The sequence below is a fragment of the Amycolatopsis endophytica genome (assembly GCF_013410405.1).
GTDB classification, from domain to species: Bacteria; Actinomycetota; Actinomycetes; order Mycobacteriales; family Pseudonocardiaceae; genus Amycolatopsis_E; species Amycolatopsis_E endophytica.
The window spans coordinates 4,821,733-4,837,302 of the sequence record NZ_JACCFK010000001.1; the positions used below are offsets into that span (position 1 = coordinate 4,821,733).

A 15,570-nucleotide genomic window follows, 5' to 3' on the forward strand; every position below is an offset into this window, starting at 1 on the left:
CACCCGGAGGTACCCAGGACGGTGCCGACCATGCTTCTGATTTTGACCGGCCAAATCAAGTATTGACCGGTCAATTAGTGCTCGGCTAGATTTCTGCCATGGCGATGCCGGCGTACCTGCGGATCCGCACCGAGCTGGAGCAGCGGATCCGCTCGGGCGCGCTGCCGCCGGGAAGTCGGCTGCCCACCGAAGCCGAACTGCAGCGGGAGCACTCCGTCGGCCGGGCGACCGCGCAGCGGGTGCTCACCGAGCTGGCGCAGGCCGGGCTGGTGGAGCGTCACCGCAGGCGGGGCACGTTCGTCGCCTCCGGCGCGCGGCAGGAAAACCTGCTGCGCGTGGCCAACCCCGTGCTGAAAGGACCGGAGATCCCGGGCAGGCACGCGGTGGACGCGGTCACGCTGATCCCGGCCCGCGAGGCCGAGGCCGACCTGCCGGGCGTCGCCGGCGACGCGCCGGTGCACCAGCTGCGGCGGCTGAAGTTCGACGTCGACGAGAACCCGATCGCCGTCGAGCTGAGCGTCGTCCCGTTCGCGGTCGCGCCCCGGCTGCGCGAGGAGGACCTCGTCCACCTCACGATGCACGACTACTTCGCGCGTGCCGGCATCCCGGCCGCGAAATCCCGCGTCTACATCGACCCGGTCAACCTCGACGAGGAGACCGCGCACCGGCTGCGGCTGCCCGCGGGCACGGCCGTGATCCGCCTGCGGCGGCTGACCTGGCTCGCGGACGGCGAACTCGCCGAAGCGTCCTGGTACATCGTCCGCCCCGACCTCGTCGAATACTTCCTCGAGCAGACCATCCCGTAGCCCGGACCCACCGAACCGAGCCGATCCGCCGCGATCGGCCGATGCCCCCTGCCCAGTTTCACGACAGTACACAAAGGAGTGTGACCGTGACGACCCGGCGAATCGCGATCATCGGCACCGGAGTGATCGGTGCGATGACCGCCTGGCAGCTCAGCCGCCGAGGGGCCGAGGTACTGGCCTTCGACGCCCACTCACCCGGCCACGATCGCGGCGCCTCCGCCGGTGAGTCGCGCATCTTCCGGACCGCGTACAAGGAAGGGGCGAACTACGTTCCGCTGCTGCGGAGGTCCGGCGACCTGTGGCGTGATCTGGAACGTGCCACGGGCACCGGTCTGCTGACGCTGTGCGGCGGGCTGACCCTCGGCAGCGCAGGCCACCCGGATGTCCAGGCCGTCCAGCGCTGCGCGCGCGAGCACGGTCTCGCGCACGAGATCCTCGGCGCCCACGAGGTGGCCAAGCGGTTTCCGCAGCACACCGCCGACGAGGACGAGGTGGCGGTGTTCGATCCGGCGGCCGGGGTCCTGCGTCCCGAGCCCGCGGTGCAGGCCGCCCTGCACGCCGCGGTGGACGCCGGTGCGACGCTGCTGCCGCACCACCCCGTCCACGAGGTCGCCGAAACCGCCGCCGGATGGCGGATCACCAGCGAGGGCAGGCACTTCGACGTCGACCACGTGGTCTTCGCGCCGGGGCCGTGGGCTCCGCGCCTCGAACCGCTGCGGGGGCTGCCGGTCGAGGTCCGGATGATCACCGCCTGCTGGTTCGCCGCCCGTGACCAGGCCGCCCACCGCCCGGACCGGCTGCCGATCGCCATCCGCCGCCACCCCGAAGCCGCGTTCTCGTGCTTCCCGTCGCTGGACGGTGTGTCGATCAAGATCGTGCCGCACCACCTCGGGTTCCCGGTGGTGGAGGGCCCGGACGCGCTGCCCCGCACCGCGGCCCCGGAGTTCGCCCGTGCCGCTTCGGCGGCCGCGGCCCGGCTGCTGCCCGGTGTCGTCCCGCACCCGATCCGGATCACCACCTACGCCGAGGGGTTCACGCCCGACGATCACGCGCTGCTCGGCGCGCTCCCCGGAGTCCGCTCCGCGACCGTCATGACCGGGTTCTCCGGTCACGGCTTCAAACTCGCCCCGGTCTTCGGCGAGATCGGCGCCGACCTCGTCCTCACCGGCGGCACCGGCCACGACATCGGCCACCTCGACCCCAGCCGCTTCGGCGCCTGATCCCCGGGAGGCACCCCATGTCCACGGGTTCGACCGCGCAGATCGCCGGGATCGTGCTCGCCAGCCTGCTGGTGATCGGCGCCGGCGCCGCCATGTCCCTCTACTTCGGACGGCGGGCGAAGACGTCGCAGGACTGGCTCGCCGCCAACGAGTCGCTGCCGTTGTTCGTCGTCGTCATCACCCAGTTCGCCGCGGCCGCGGGCGGTGGCGTGCTCATCGCCCACGTCGGGATCGGATACAGCTCGGGCTGGTCGGTGTTCGTCTACGAAGGGTGCGTGCTGGTCGGGTTCTTCCTGCTCATGCTGATCGCGAAGTGGCTGCGCCAGCAACGGTTCACCACCGTGCCCGACGTGGTCACCCGCCTGTTCGGCGAGAACCGGCTGCTCACCTCCATCGCCGCGCTGGCCGCGCTCGTGGTCCCGTTCGGCTGGATCGCGACCCAGTTCGTCGCCTTCGCCCGGCTCTTCGGCCAGCTGACCGGGATCCCGCTGCCCGTGCTCGTCACGGTGATCACGATCGCGTCGCTGACGTTCGTGCTGCCAGGGGGCCTGACCTCGGTGGCGTGGGCCGATTTCGTGTTCGGTCTGTTCAAGATCACCATGGCGATCGCCGTCGCGCTCTACGGCATCCACCTGGCCGGCGGCTGGACGCATCTCACCGAGACGGTGCCGTCCCGGCTGTGGAGCCTGGAGGGCGTCACCGCGGTGGGCTGGAAGCAGATCTGGCTGTGGGCCGCCGCGATCATCCCCGGCACGCTCACCAACCAGCTCTACTACCAGCGCGTCTTCGCGACGAAACGGATCGGCGACGCGCGCCGGGGACTCGCCTTCTCCGGTCTGACGATGCTCATCAGCGGGGTCTACGCCGGCTGCATCGGGCTCGCGGTGCGCGCGATGAACCCGAACCTGGCCGACCAGGAGGACGCGGCCGGGTGGCTGCTCACCCAGCTCCCGTCGTGGATGCTCATCGTCTTCGCCGCGTTCCTCGTCTCCACGATCGTGGCGACCAGCGGCGCCGCCCTGCAGTCGGTCACCGCGAACCTCACCCGCGACGTCTACCAGAACATCGTGGGCAGGAAGCCGGGGGAGCGCCGCACCGTGGCGGTGTCGCGGCTGCTGACCGTGGTCGTGTCGATCGTCGCGGCCGTGCTGGCGGTGGTGTTCCCGCAGGCCCTGCCGTGGCTCGTGGCCACCTACGCCTACTCGGCGGCGGCGCTGGCCGCGCCGATCTTCCTCGGCTACCTGCTGCACCGCCGCCGGACACTGACGCCCGCGACGGCCATCGCCGGCATGGTGGCCGGTATCGCCGGATGCGGCACCGCGCAGATCCTGGACACCACCGTGCCGTACGCGGTCTACGGCATCGCCGCCTCCGCCGTGGTGCTGCTGTTCATGGCCGCCGTGACGTCCACCAAGAGGGCGGCCGCACCCGCGCCGGCCGTGCACCGCGAGATTGTGAGGGAACCATGAAGATCGCCGTCGTCGGCCTCGGAGTCCTGGGCGCGGGCGTTGCCCGCTCGCTCGCGGTGGCCGGCGCCGAGGTGACCGTGTTCGAACGGTCCGCGCCACTGGCCGGGACCTCGGGCACCTCGTTCGCCTGGACCAACTCGCACAGCAAGAACCCGCGCTCCTACCACGACCTCAACGTCGCCGGCCTCGCCGAGCACGACGCCCTCGCCGCGGAGGGACCCTCGCCGTGGCTGGTGCGCACCGGAAACCTCGAGTGGGCCTCGGATCCCGACGGCGCGGACCGGCTCGCCGCGTCGGCCGCCGAGCTCGCCGCCCGCGACTACCCGGTCACCTGGATCACCCCGCGGCAGGCCCGGGACCAGGTGCCCGACCTGCGCGTGCCGGACGGGGTGGCGGACATCGCGTACTACCCCACGGAGGGCCACATCTTCCCGGCCCTGCTCGTGGCGCGGCTGTGGGGTGAAGCCCGTGACCACGGCGCGCGCCTGCGGTGTCCGGCCGAAGTGCTGGGCGTGTCCGAAACGGACAGCGGAGTGCGGCTCGACACCTCCGACGGCGTCGCGGAGGCCGACGCGGTCGTGCTCACCGTGGGACGCTGGACCGAAGCGCTCACCGCCACCACCGGGCATCGTATCCCGATGGCCGACCCCGATGCCGCCGGTACCGCGACCGTCGGCATGCTCGGCTACACCACCCCGCTGCCCACCCGGCTGGACCGCGTCCTGACCACACCGCGGCTCAACGCCCGCCCGGATGGCGGCGGGCGCCTGATCATCCAGGGACTGGACCTCGACGCCGACGCCGACCCGGCCGCCCCGCCCGCGCCCGACGGCCACCATGCCGAAGAGTTGTGCCGTCGCCTCGGCGATCTGCTCGACGGAACCCGGGGCGCCCGGCTGGAGTCGCTGCGGATCGGTCAGCGCGCGATGCCCGCCGACGGCCGCACCGTGGCCGGGTTCCTCGGCGACCGCGGGCGGATCTACACCATCGCCACCCACAGCGGGATCACGCTCGGTCCGCTGCTCGGGCGACTCGCCGCGGAAGAACTCCGCACCGGCGAACCAGCCGACCTCCTCGCCGACTTCCGTCCACAGCGGCTCATCGGCGCCACCGGCCTGCCCGCGCTCCAGCCGGCCCGGTTCGCCGGGCAGCAGTGACCCCTCCGCCGCACCGGGCGGGTGCCCTCCGGCGCGGCGGCACCCGCGTCGGCCGGTCACTCGCAGGTCTCACCCGGTTCCGCTCGCGGTCTGCTTCCCGGCCACGTCAGCGCACTGGGTTACCGTGTCGGCCATGGACGGACCGGAGCGGCAGCCGGGCTGGGGGCGGTGGCAGCGGCCCCGGCCGACGGCGCGTGAGCAGCGGCAGGACGTCGTGCTCATGGTGCTCGTCCTGGTGCTCTCGGCCGGGATGACGTTGCTGACCAACAGCATGGGCATGTTCGTGTTCGGCTCGGCGCCGTCGCTGGCCGAGCAGTTCGCGTGGATCCCGGCCCTGACCGTGCCGCTGGCGTGGCGGCGCCGGTTCCCGCTGGCGGTGCTCGCGGTACTCGGCGTGGTGTTCATCGCCGCGCAGGTGCGCCACGTCGGCGACAGCATCATGCCCTCGGTCGCGCTGTTCCTCGCCATCTACAGCGCGGGCGCCTGGTCCCGCCACCGAGTGCGGGCGCGGTGGACACGGGTCGCGGTGATCGTGGCGATGTTCGTGTGGCTGGGCATCGGCCTGGTGGCCTACGCGGTCTCGCCCGCCGAGCTGCCCCAGGCGGCCGGGCCACTGGACCCGCTGGTCGCGACCGTGCTCCACCAGGTCGTGTTCAACCTGCTGTTCTTCCTCTCCGCCTACTTCTTCGGCGAACTCGCGTGGCGCTCCGCGCGCAGCCGGGCCGAGCTGGCGAGCCAGGCCGAGCAGCTGCGGGCCTCGCAGGAGCAGAACGCGCGCGGCGCCATCATCGCCGAGCGGGTGCGCATCGCCCGCGACCTGCACGACGTCGTCGCCCACCACGTCTCCGTGATGGGCATCCAGGCGTCCGCCGCGCGCCGCGTGCTCGACCGCGACCACGAGCTGGCCGGCTCGGCACTGCGCACGGTCGAAGAGACCGCCCGCACCGCCATCAGCGAGCTGCGCGGCCTGCTCGGCGTGCTGCGCTCGGAGCCGGACACCGGGGAGGACCACGAGGCATCGCCGGGGCTGGCGCAGCTGCCCGATCTGGTGGCGGCCACCAGGTCCGCGGGCCTGGACGTGCGCTACGGCGAGTACGGCGAGCCCCGCCCCGTCCCGGACAGCGTCGCGATGACCGCCTACCGCGTCGCGCAGGAGGCCCTGACCAACGTGGTCCGGCACTCCGGTGCCCGCTCCGCCGAGCTGCGGGTCCGGTTCCTGGAGAACAGCCTGGAGATCGAGGTGACGGACGACGGTCACGGCGGCTCACCGTCCTCCGGGTTCGGCCTGATCGGCATGCGGGAACGGACCGCCGTGCACGACGGCGAATTCGAGGCGGGCCCTCGCCGGGACGGCGGGTTCCTGGTGCGGGCCAGCCTGCCCGCGCCCCGGCACGCGGAAGCGGCGATCCCGTGAGCACGCTGCGCGTCGTGCTGGCCGACGACCAGGACCTGGTCCGCGCCGGCTTCCGGGTCATCCTCGGGACGGAGGAGGGCATCGACGTCGTCGGCGAGGCACGGGACGGCGCCGAGGCGGTCGAGGTCACGCGGCGCGTGCGCCCCGATGTCGTCCTGATGGACGTGCAGATGCCGCGCGTGGACGGGCTGGAGGCCACGCGCCGCATCCTCGGCGACCACCCCGCGGAATCGGCGGTGAAGGTGGTCATCCTGACCACGTTCGACCACGAGGACTACCTGTTCGAGGCGCTGCGCGCGGGCGCGAGCGGGTTCCTGCTGAAAAACGCCTCGCCCGAGGACCTCGTCGAATCGGTGCGCATCGTCGCCCGCGGTGACGCGCTGCTCTCGCCGGAGGTGACGCGGCGCGTGATCGCCCGGTTCACCACGACCACCCCCGCGGGCCGCCGCCCGCCCGACCTCACCGACCGCGAGTTCGAGGTGCTGGTGCTGATGGCCCGCGGCGCCAGCAACGGCGAGATCGCGGCCGAGCTGTACCTGGGCGAGACCACCGTCAAGACCCACGTGTCGCGGATCCTGCGCAAGCTCGGCCTGCGCGACCGCACCCACGCCGTGGTCTTCGCCTACGAACAGGGCATCGTCGCCCCCGGCCTGGCCTGAACCCGGGTCCTCCGCGAGGAGGACCCCGCGGGTCGGCCCGCGGCCGGACGCCACGGCGGCCCTGGCCGGATAGCGTTCCGGTCATGTTGACCGTGACCTCACTCAGCCGGAGCTTCGGCGATCACCGCGTGCTCGACGACGTGTCGTTCGCGGTGCGGCCGGGCCGCATGACCGGCTTCCTCGGCGCCAACGGGTCCGGCAAGACCACCACCATGCGGATCATCCTCGGCGTCCTTGCCGCGCACGGCGGCACGGTCACCTGGCACGGCCGCGAGATGACCCCGGCGCAGCGGCGGCGGTTCGGCTACATGCCCGAGGAACGCGGCCTCTACCCGAAGATGAAGGTCGGCGAGCAGATCGCCTGGCTCGGCCGGCTGCACGGGCTCGACGACGACGCGGCGCGCACGGCCACCGGCCGCCTGCTGGACCAGCTGGAACTGGGCGGGCGCGCGGACGACCGGCTGGAGGAGCTGTCGCTGGGCAACCAGCAGCGCGCCCAGGTCGCCGCCGCGCTGGTGCACGACCCGATGATGCTGATCCTGGACGAGCCGTTCTCCGGGCTCGACCCGCTGGCCGCCGACATCGTGCTCACCGTCCTGCGCGAGCGTGCCGCCTCCGGGGTGCCGGTGCTGTTCTCCAGCCACCAGCTCTCGCTGGTCGAGCGGCTCTGCGACGACGTGGTGATCATCTCCCGCGGGGCGATCACGGCGGCCGGGACGCGGGAGGAACTGCATGCCCGCTACGGCACGTCCCGGTTCGAACTCGTGGTGGACGCCGACGCCGGCTGGGTGCGCGACCAGCCCGGCGTCCAGGTGCTCAGCGTCGACGGGCCGCGGGCGGTGTTCGAGCCCTCGGGCGGCGGTGAACAGCGGGTGCTGGAGGCGGCGCTGCGGCGGGGAGAGGTGCGCAGCTTCCAGCCCGTCGTGCCTTCGCTGGAAGAGATCTTCAAGGAGGCCGTGTGATGACCACGCTGACACCGTCCAAGGTGGACATCCGTCCGGACGGAGACGAAGGGGGCACGTCGTTCTGGACCGCGACGAGGCTCGTCGCCGAACGTGAGGTCCGGTCCTTCCTGCGCACCAAGGGGTTCTGGATCGGGCTCGCCGTGATCGTGGCCGGCCTGTTCGCGGCGGGCATCCTGCCGTCGGTGTTCGCCGGGGGGCCGCCGAGCGTGGCCGCCGTCGGCCCGCAGGCCGCGCAGATGGCCTCCGCGGCGGAGCTGGACGTGCGCGAGGTCGCCGACATCGGCGCCGCCCGTGAACTGGTGCGCACCGAGGAAGTCGAGGCGGCGATGGTGCCCGACGCCGCGAGCGGGGTGCGGGTGCTGGCGCTCAACGACCCGCCCACGGACGTGGTCATGGCGCTGAGCGTCTCGCCACCGGTGGACCTGCTCGAACCCGGTGACGTCGGACCGGGCGCGCGGCAGCTGGTGATCATGGTGTTCGCGCTGGTGTTCCTGATGGTCGGCATGGGCGGGATGGCCATCGCCCAGAGCACGGTGACCGAGAAGCAGACCCGGATCGTGGAGATCCTTGTGGTCACCGTCCCGGTGCGGGCGCTGCTCGCCGGGAAGGTGCTGGGGCACACGCTGCTGACGGTCCTGCAGGTCGCCGTGATCGCCGTCGCCGGGCCGGTCGCGCTCAGCCTCGGCGGCCAGTCCGCGTTGCTCGCGGTGGTGGCGCCGGCACTGGGGTGGTTCGTGCCGTTCGTGTGCGCGGGTTTCGTGCTGCTGGCGGGAATGTGGGCGGTCGCCGGTTCGGTGGTGAGCAGGCAGGAGGACCTCGGTTCCAGCATCGGGCTGGTCATGATGCTGGTGATGGGACCCTATTTCGCGGTGATGTTCGCCTCCGGCAACGCGACCCTGCTCGGTGTGCTGTCCTACCTCCCGTTCTCCGCGGCGGTCGCGATGCCGGTGCGCCTGTTCACCGGCGAGGCGCAGGCGTGGGAAGCGCTGGTGTCACTGGGGGTGCTGGCCGTGTCGGTGGTGCTGATCGTGGCGCTGGCGAGCCGGCTCTACACCGGGGCGCTGCTGCAGACCGGCGGCAAGGTGGCGCTGGCGAAGGCGTGGCGCAGCCGCGAGTGAGGACGGCGCCGGGCCGGCCGGGGCCGCCGGTTAGCATCGGGGCCGGGCACCGGATCGAGGAGGGGCGATGGCCGCGCGCCGCACCGGCGGCAAGCCGACGTTCACCGAACAGGCGCGCCGCCGTCAGCTGATCGAGGCCACGATCGAGGTGATCTCCGCGCGCGGCTACGGTGGCGCGTCGCTGGCCGCGATCGCCGAGCACGCGGGCGTGTCGAAGGCCGCCGTGCTGTACCACTTCGGATCGAAGGACGATCTGGCCGAAGCGACGCTCGGGCACGTGTTCGAGGCGTTCGGCGCGCACGTCCTGGACCGGATGGCGGCCGCGCCGGACACGCGGGCGCGGCTGTCGGCCTACGTGCGCGGCCTGATCGACTACCAGGGCGGCCACCGCACGCACGTCCGGCTCATCACCGAGGTGCTGCTGGACGACCGGGGCGGGACGCGGTTCCGGCAGCCCGGCCAGCACGACCGCAACCAGCGGTGGCAGATGCTGGCCGAGCTGCTCGCGGCCGGTCAGGCCGAGGGCGTGTTCCGCCCGTTCGACGCGAAGACGACCGCGCTCGCCATCGGCGGCGCGATCGACAACGTGGTGTCGCAATGGCTCGCCGACCCCGGTCTCGACCTCACCGCGGCGGCGGACGAGCTGGAGACGTTCGTGCTGCGCGCGGTCGAGGCGAGCTGATCAGCGCCGGGCGAACGGCGGTGCGTGTTCGGGTCGCACCCCGATGCCGCCGAGGCGGGCGGTGAGCCCGCGCAGCGCCGGGAACCGGTCCACGGCACGCAGCATCAACGGCACTCCGTCCAAAGTGCCCTCGAGTGCGGGCCGCAGCAGCGTCTGGTGCTCGCCGTGTTGCTGGGCCTGCGCCACCACCATCGGCAGGTTGCGGCGGCGCTGGACGCGGGCCAGGTCGGGGGTGCGGAGGGTGCCGCGGCGCAGGGGCCCGGCCAGGATGCGGGCGGCGGCGACGGCGTCCTGTACGGCGAGGTTGACCCCGACCCCGCCCACCGGGGACATCGCGTGCGCGGCGTCGCCGAGACAGAGCAGCCCCGGCCGGTACCAGCGGCGTACCCGGTTCACCCGCACGTTCAGCAGCTGCACGTCGTCGCACGTGGTGATTCCGGCGAGCCGCTCGGGTGGCCAGTCGAACAGGTCCGCCAGGTCGCGCCGGAACGCCTCCAGCCCGCGGGCCCGCAACGCGGCGTCCTGGCCCTTCGGGATGAGGTAGGAGGTCTGGTAGTAGTCGCCGCGGTCCATCGTCACCGCGGCCAGCCCGCGGGTGAAGCGGCCGAACACCCGGCCGTCGGTGGTCTCGCCGGCGGGACCGGCCGGGACCCGGACCTGCCACACGTCCATCGGCGCGGGCAGCTCCCGCACCGGCAACCCGGCTTCGGCGCGCACCACCGAGTCGCGTCCGTCGCAGGCGAGCACCAGGGTGGCGGCGATCGTGCCCGTGGTGCCGTCGGTGCCGCGCCAGTGCACCCCGGGCACCCGGTCGCCGTCGTGACGCAGCCCCGGCACCTCGGTGTCGCGTCGCAGCGTGAACGTCGGCTCGCGCTCCGCTTCGCCGGCGAGCAGGTCGAGGAAATCGCCCTGCGGCACCATCGCGATGGAGGGGTAGCGGCCCGGAACCCGCCGGAAGTCGGCGGCGACGACCACCCGGTCGCCGATCCGCATCCGCATCTCCGCCAGGATCCCGCGGGGCAGCGCGGCGAACCGCTCGCCCAGACCCAGCTCGTCCAGCAGGCGCAGGGTACCCGGATGCACCGTGTCGCCGCGGAAGTCCCGCAGGAAATCGGCGTGCTTCTCCAGCACCGTGACCCGCGCTCCGGCCCGCGCGAACAACAACCCGGCCACCATTCCGGCCGGCCCGCCACCCACGACACACACGTCGGTCTCGTCCACGACCGCGAATCTAACCGATCGGTCAGATGTCTGTCCGGCTGGTCAGTAGTGGCGGCCCGCCCAGAAATCGCAGCGGTGCCCGGCGCCGGTGTCCACCGGGGCGACCGCGCCGGGCGCGAGCCGTTGCGCCACCGGGTGCTCCGGTCGGGCGGCTTCCCATCCGGGCCCCGGGGAGCCGGTGCGGGCGAAGGCGGCCCAGTAGCCCACGACGAGATCGCCCAGCTCCCGTTGCGCCGGAGTCGCCCGCAGGTCCCGGCCGCCGAGGTCGAACACCAGCGGCAGGTCGGTGGCGTGCGCGGGGCCGGTCACGGCGACGCCGTTGACGTCGGGCGCGTCCGGGTCGTCGTATTCGTAGGCATAGACGGTCGTGGTGCGGGCCAGCGCGGAGACGTCGGCGCGCGTGGGGCAGGCCCAGGCGGCGTCGGTGGACACGGCCGACCATGCCGCCACCGGCGAGTCGTAGTCCCGCAGCGGGTAGCGGGCCGCCACAGCCGCGGCGGAATCGCCGAACCCGCCGATCAGACCGGGGTAGGCCGCGGCTTCGAACCACTGTGGACGGATCGCGGCCGCCCCGGCCATGAAGGAGGAGGCTTCGGCGCGCGTGCCGCCGTAGATCACCGGGACGCGGGCGGCGCGTCCCTCGCGCAGCACGGCCGCCGGGTCCTCGGGCAGCAGCGGGGTGCCGTAGGCGAGGTTGTTCGCGAACAGCTGGTCGACCGGGGCCAGATCGGCGACCGGACGGGACCGCAGGCACGCCAGCGCGCGCTCGCCAGAGCAGCCCAGCGAAGCCGCGGCCGCGGCGCCGGTGGACCGGTTGTCCGCCACCGGAACGTAGGGCGCGGACTCCGGCGCCGACGGGAACAGTGTGCCGGCGGGCCAGCGCAGCGAGCACGCGCCGGAGGAGACGATCGCGCGATCCACGAGAGCGGCTTCGGGCGAGGTCAGCAGAGCGCAGGCGGCCATGCCCCCGGCGGACTGCCCGGCGACCGTGACATTGTCCGGGTCCCCGCCGAACGCCTCGGCGTTGTCGTGCACCCAGCGCAGCGACGCCACCTGGTCGGCGAAGCCGAAGTTGCCGGACCCGGCCAGGCCGGGCAGGCCGAGGTAGCCGAGCACGCCGAGGCGGTAGTTCACCGTCACCACCATGAGGCGCCCGTCCCCGGCGAGACGGCGGGCGTCGTATTCCGCGCCGCTGCCGCTGGTGAACCCGCCGCCGTGCCACCACACCACGACCGGCAGCCGCTCGCCGGGCCGCACGTCGGGCGGGGTGGTCACGTTGAGGAACAGGCAGTCCTCGTCGGTGCGGGTGCCGGGAACCGCCGCGGGCGACCCCTGCGGGCAGCGCGGCCCGGGTTCGGTGGCCCGCGCGACGCCGTCCCACGGTGCCGCGGGCTCGGGCAGGGTCCACCGGCGCTCGCCGGTGGGCGGCTGGGCGTAGCGGATCCCGAGGAACTGCCGGGCCGCGTCGTCCACCTGTCCCTCGATCAGCCCGCCGGTGACGCGGACGGCCGCCGGATCGGGCGCCGGAGGAGACCCGCAGGCGGTCGCGGCCAGCAGAACGAGAACGAGCAGCCATGCGATCTTCATGCCCGCAGGAGACCAGCCGGAGCCGGTTCGCCGCATCGGCCGCCGGAGCAAACCGGGGTAGCCGAAAGTCGAAGTGGCCTACCGGAGTTCCGCGTCGTGCACCAGCACTGCGATCTGGGTGCGGTTGTCCAGTGCGAGCTTGGTCAGCGCGTGGGAGATGTGCGCCTTGACGGTGGCGACACTGGTGTCCAGTTCGGACGCGATCTCGGCGTTGGACCCGCCCCGCGCGACGGCGAGCGCGACCTCGTGTTCGCGGGCGCTGAGCGCGCTCAGTGCCCGCCGCGCACGCTCCAGGGTGTCCCCGGCGGTGGTGATCCGCCGCATCAGGCGCCGGATCACGCCGGAGGACAGCATCGGCTCCCCGGCGGCGGCCTGCCGCACGGCCTCGACGATCCGGCCGGGCGGAATGTCCTTGAGCAGGAACCCGGTGGCGCCCGCGCGCAGGGCGTGCAGCACGTTCTCGTCGGTGTCGAACGTGGTCAGCACGACGACCTCCGGCGGCCGCGGACGGGCTCGCAGCCGCCGGGTGGCGGTGATGCCGTCGAGGCGGGGCATCCGCACGTCCATCAGCACCACATCCGGGCCGTGCGCGTCGGCGAGCGCCAGTGCCTCCTCGCCGTCGGAGCCCTCGGCCACGACGCGGATGCCGTCGGCGCCGTCGAGCATCATCGTCAGCGCGTTGCGGACCAGCGCGTCGTCGTCGACGACCAGCACGCGCACGGGCCGTTCCGGGTTCCGGGGATCGGTCACGCGGGCCACGGTAGCTCAGCGGTGACGACGAACCGGTCCTGGTCACGACCGTGCCGCAGCCGCCCGCCCGCGATCTCGGCGCGCTCGGCCAGCCCGACGAGCCCGGTTCCGGCGCCGGGTGGGGCGGCGGCGGGCCGCGCGGGCAGTGCGTTGCGCACCAGGATGCGCAGCCCGTCGCCGGGCGCGCCGGACAGGTCGACCTGCACCGGCAGGCCCGGCGCGTGCTTGCGTGCGTTGGTCAGGCACTCCTGCACGATGCGGTAGGCCGCGCGCCCGGTGGACGCCGGAGCCGCCGCGGAACCGGTGTCGTCGGTGAGCCGGACCTCCGAGCCCGCCGCGGTCACCTCGCCGACCAGCGCGGCCACGTCGGCCAGCTCCGGCTGCGGCAGGTTGCCGTCGCTGACCGGCGTGTCGGCTCGCAGCACGCCGATGACGTCCCGCAGCTCCTCCAGTGCCTGGTGCACGCCCTCCCGCACCACACCCGCCGCGCGCGCGATCCGCTCCGGCGGGGCGTCCGGCCGGTACTCCAGCGCGCCCGCCGAGGTGGCCACGAGCGAGAGGCGGTGCGCCAGGACGTCGTGCATCTCCCGCGCGATCCGGGCCCGCTCGGCCGACCGGGCCGCCGCCCGTGCCGCGGCCACCCGTTCGGCCTGGCCGGTTTCGGCCTGGTGCAGGCGTTCCCGCAGCGACGCGACCAGCTCCTGCCGGGTCCGGGCCCACGCGCCCCAGGCCACCAGCGCGGCGTGCACGACGACGTCGAGGACCACGAACCACCCGTAGGACAGGCCCGCCACCGGCCAGATCAGCCCCTGCACGGCATGGGCCGCCGCGCCTGCCGCGCCCATCGGCAGCGCGATCCGCAGGGGCCGCTCCCGCGCCGCCTGCAGCACGGCGACGGTCGCGGCGGGAGTTCCCGCCGGGGACAGGGTGGCCAGCACCTGGAGCGCCGAGGCCACCCGCACCGGCCACCGCAGCAGCAACGGCGCGCCGAGCACCGCGAGCCCTCCGGTGGCGATGTCGAACGGCAGGTTCGCCCCTGCTGTCCCGGTCCGCGTGAGCACGGTCGCCGCGGTCAGTGTCCCGATCCCGGCGAACACGACGGCCACACCGGCCAGGACGGAGCGGATGCAGGGAGGCGGCACCAGCCGAGGGTAACCGCGGTCCGCGGTGTTCCCCATAGCCGAAAGTCGAACGCCGCCGATCGGAAGGCGGGGGCGGTCCGGCCGCCGGTGCGATGTGCCCGGGACGGCGGGTGCGCGATCGTCGGGTGGTGACCGCCTCCGCCCGCACCCTCGCACTGGACATCGCCGCGCCGCTCGCCCTGTTCTACGGGCTGCGCGCGGCCGGTGCGGGCGACGTGCCCGCACTCGTCGTGGGGGCCGTCCCGCCCGCGCTCAACGTCCTGGTCACGGCGATCCGGGACCGGAGCGTCGAGGCGCTGGCGATCGGGGTGCTGTTCGGCACGGTGCTCGGTGTCCTCGGCGCCCTGCTCGGCGGCGGGCCCCGGGAGCTGCTTGCCCGCGGGGCGTGGTTCAGCGCCCCGGCCGGGCTGTGGGCGCTCGCGACGCTGCGCCGCCCGCGGCCGCTGTGCTACGAGGTGACCCGCGCCGTGATGCCCCGCCGCGCGGCGCTGATGGACCGGTTGTGGGACACCGACGAGCGCTTCCGTGCGGCTTGGCGCACGATCACGATCTGCTGGGGCCTCGCCACCCTCGTCGACAGCGCCATCCGCGTGGTGATGGCCTACGGCCTGCCGGTCGCCCTGGTCCCGGCACTGGACACGGTGCTGACGATCGTCACCATCGTCGTCCTGCAGGTGCCGACCCATCTGCTGATCCGCCGCACCGGGCACTGGCACAGCGTGTTCGGGCCGCTGCGCCGCCCGGGCCACGCGCGGTGATCACCCGCCTGCCCGGTCACGATCCGCGCGCGTGTCAGGCGGCCGAGCCGTCCCCGGTTTCCGGCGCGCCCCGCGGACGGATCTTCACCTGCGGTGGCGTGCCACCCCCGCTCGACGACTGACCACATCGGACGGATGCGGCAGGCGTGGCGGACGCCGGGGGTTCCGTTGTGGACGGTTGGCCGCTGGTCGTCGGCGGGGTGCTCGACGTGCTCGGCGGACGGGTGGTCGTGCGGGTCGGCGAGGGTGCCGAGGACGGGGGAGTGCAGGCGATCGAGAACCGCACGGTCACCGTGCCGTCCCCGGCGGGGCCGCCGCTGCCGGAACACGTGAAACTCGCCTGGTACCGCCCGGGCCGGTCGCCCGCCTTGCCGGTGCCGGTGAAGTGGCTGCCCGACCGGGTCAGCGACACCGGCGCCACGAGACCGGGCGAGGTCACGGTGCCCGCGTTCCCGGCGCAGTAGGCGGTGAAGGCCAGCGGCTGCCCCGCCACCGCCGCGGTGGGACTGACCCGCAGGGTGGGCGGTGGCGCGGTCGCGCTCGCCGTGGTCAGGCCGAGCAGGCTGCCACCGAGGGCGAGCGCGCCGGCACCGGCGAGGATCCGGGTCCTGTGCATGGTGTG

Annotated in this window: 15 protein-coding genes; 10 read left to right on the forward strand and 5 right to left on the reverse strand. The window is 73.7% G+C overall.

Annotation, left to right across the window (positions count from 1 at the left end):
- The first annotated feature begins 98 nt into the window (after positions 1-98).
- The 9 genes from HNR02_RS23755 to HNR02_RS23795 all read left to right on the forward strand — a co-directional run bounded on the left by HNR02_RS23755 (position 99) and on the right by HNR02_RS23795 (position 9,490).
- Positions 99-806 carry a GntR family transcriptional regulator gene (locus tag HNR02_RS23755; RefSeq protein ID WP_179775327.1) on the forward strand — a complete coding sequence of 236 codons (708 nt, stop codon included), beginning with the start codon at positions 99-101 and terminating at the stop codon, positions 804-806.
- Between the two features lie 86 nt (positions 807-892).
- Positions 893-2,026, forward strand: coding sequence for an N-methyl-L-tryptophan oxidase (gene solA, locus HNR02_RS23760; protein ID WP_312861111.1), 1,134 nt, complete (start codon positions 893-895; stop codon positions 2,024-2,026).
- Between the two features lie 17 nt (positions 2,027-2,043).
- A complete protein-coding gene (locus tag HNR02_RS23765; protein WP_179775329.1) occupies positions 2,044-3,495 on the forward strand; it encodes a sodium:solute symporter family protein in 1,452 nt (483 codons plus the stop codon).
- Positions 3,492-4,652, forward strand: coding sequence for an NAD(P)/FAD-dependent oxidoreductase (locus HNR02_RS23770; protein WP_179775330.1), 1,161 nt, complete (start codon positions 3,492-3,494; stop codon positions 4,650-4,652). The genes HNR02_RS23765 and HNR02_RS23770 overlap by 4 nt, the downstream gene beginning before the upstream one ends.
- A 133-nt stretch (positions 4,653-4,785) precedes the next feature.
- A complete protein-coding gene (locus HNR02_RS23775) occupies positions 4,786-6,066 on the forward strand; it encodes a sensor histidine kinase (RefSeq protein ID WP_246338624.1) in 1,281 nt (426 codons plus the stop codon).
- Positions 6,063-6,725 carry a response regulator gene (locus HNR02_RS23780; RefSeq protein WP_179775331.1) on the forward strand — a complete coding sequence of 221 codons (663 nt, stop codon included), beginning with the start codon at positions 6,063-6,065 and terminating at the stop codon, positions 6,723-6,725. Before HNR02_RS23775 ends, HNR02_RS23780 begins: the two co-directional genes overlap by 4 nt.
- A gap of 83 nt (positions 6,726-6,808) precedes the next feature.
- Entirely contained in the window at positions 6,809-7,687 is an 879-nt protein-coding gene (locus HNR02_RS23785; RefSeq protein WP_179775332.1) for an ABC transporter ATP-binding protein, read from the forward strand.
- Positions 7,687-8,808: an ABC transporter permease gene (locus HNR02_RS23790; RefSeq protein WP_179775333.1), complete on the forward strand. Its 1,122-nt coding sequence runs from the start codon at positions 7,687-7,689 to the stop codon at positions 8,806-8,808. Before HNR02_RS23785 ends, HNR02_RS23790 begins: the two co-directional genes overlap by 1 nt.
- A gap of 67 nt (positions 8,809-8,875) precedes the next feature.
- Positions 8,876-9,490 (forward strand): TetR/AcrR family transcriptional regulator, encoded by a 615-nt coding sequence (locus tag HNR02_RS23795; RefSeq protein WP_179775334.1) that lies wholly within the window; start codon positions 8,876-8,878, stop codon positions 9,488-9,490.
- Here HNR02_RS23795 and HNR02_RS23800 read toward each other — a convergent pair whose 3' ends face one another.
- The 4 genes from HNR02_RS23800 to HNR02_RS35605 form a co-directional block, all read right to left on the reverse strand.
- The gene (locus tag HNR02_RS23800; protein WP_179775335.1) at positions 9,491-10,711 is read right to left on the reverse strand and encodes an FAD-dependent oxidoreductase; all 1,221 of its coding nucleotides are present in this window, start codon (positions 10,709-10,711) and stop codon (positions 9,491-9,493) included. It abuts the gene before it with no gap.
- 42 nt (positions 10,712-10,753) lie between these two features.
- On the reverse strand, positions 10,754-12,298 hold the full coding sequence (locus HNR02_RS23805; protein ID WP_179775336.1) for a carboxylesterase/lipase family protein: 1,545 nt from the start codon (positions 12,296-12,298) through the stop codon (positions 10,754-10,756).
- A 78-nt stretch (positions 12,299-12,376) separates the two neighbouring features.
- Entirely contained in the window at positions 12,377-13,048 is a 672-nt protein-coding gene (locus tag HNR02_RS23810; RefSeq protein WP_312861112.1) for a response regulator, read from the reverse strand.
- Positions 13,045-14,190, reverse strand: coding sequence for a sensor histidine kinase (locus HNR02_RS35605; RefSeq protein ID WP_218903058.1), 1,146 nt, complete (start codon positions 14,188-14,190; stop codon positions 13,045-13,047). The genes HNR02_RS23810 and HNR02_RS35605 overlap by 4 nt, the downstream gene beginning before the upstream one ends.
- Before the next feature lie 128 nt (positions 14,191-14,318).
- Here HNR02_RS35605 and HNR02_RS23820 point away from each other — a divergent pair, with 128 nt between their 5' ends.
- Positions 14,319-14,948 carry a VC0807 family protein gene (locus HNR02_RS23820; protein ID WP_179775338.1) on the forward strand — a complete coding sequence of 210 codons (630 nt, stop codon included), beginning with the start codon at positions 14,319-14,321 and terminating at the stop codon, positions 14,946-14,948.
- Positions 14,949-14,982: 34 nt separating this feature from the next.
- On the opposite strand, the gene HNR02_RS23825 is transcribed toward HNR02_RS23820, so the two are convergent.
- The gene (locus tag HNR02_RS23825) at positions 14,983-15,564 is read right to left on the reverse strand and encodes a hypothetical protein (protein WP_179775339.1); all 582 of its coding nucleotides are present in this window, start codon (positions 15,562-15,564) and stop codon (positions 14,983-14,985) included.
- Positions 15,565-15,570: the final 6 nt, after the last annotated feature.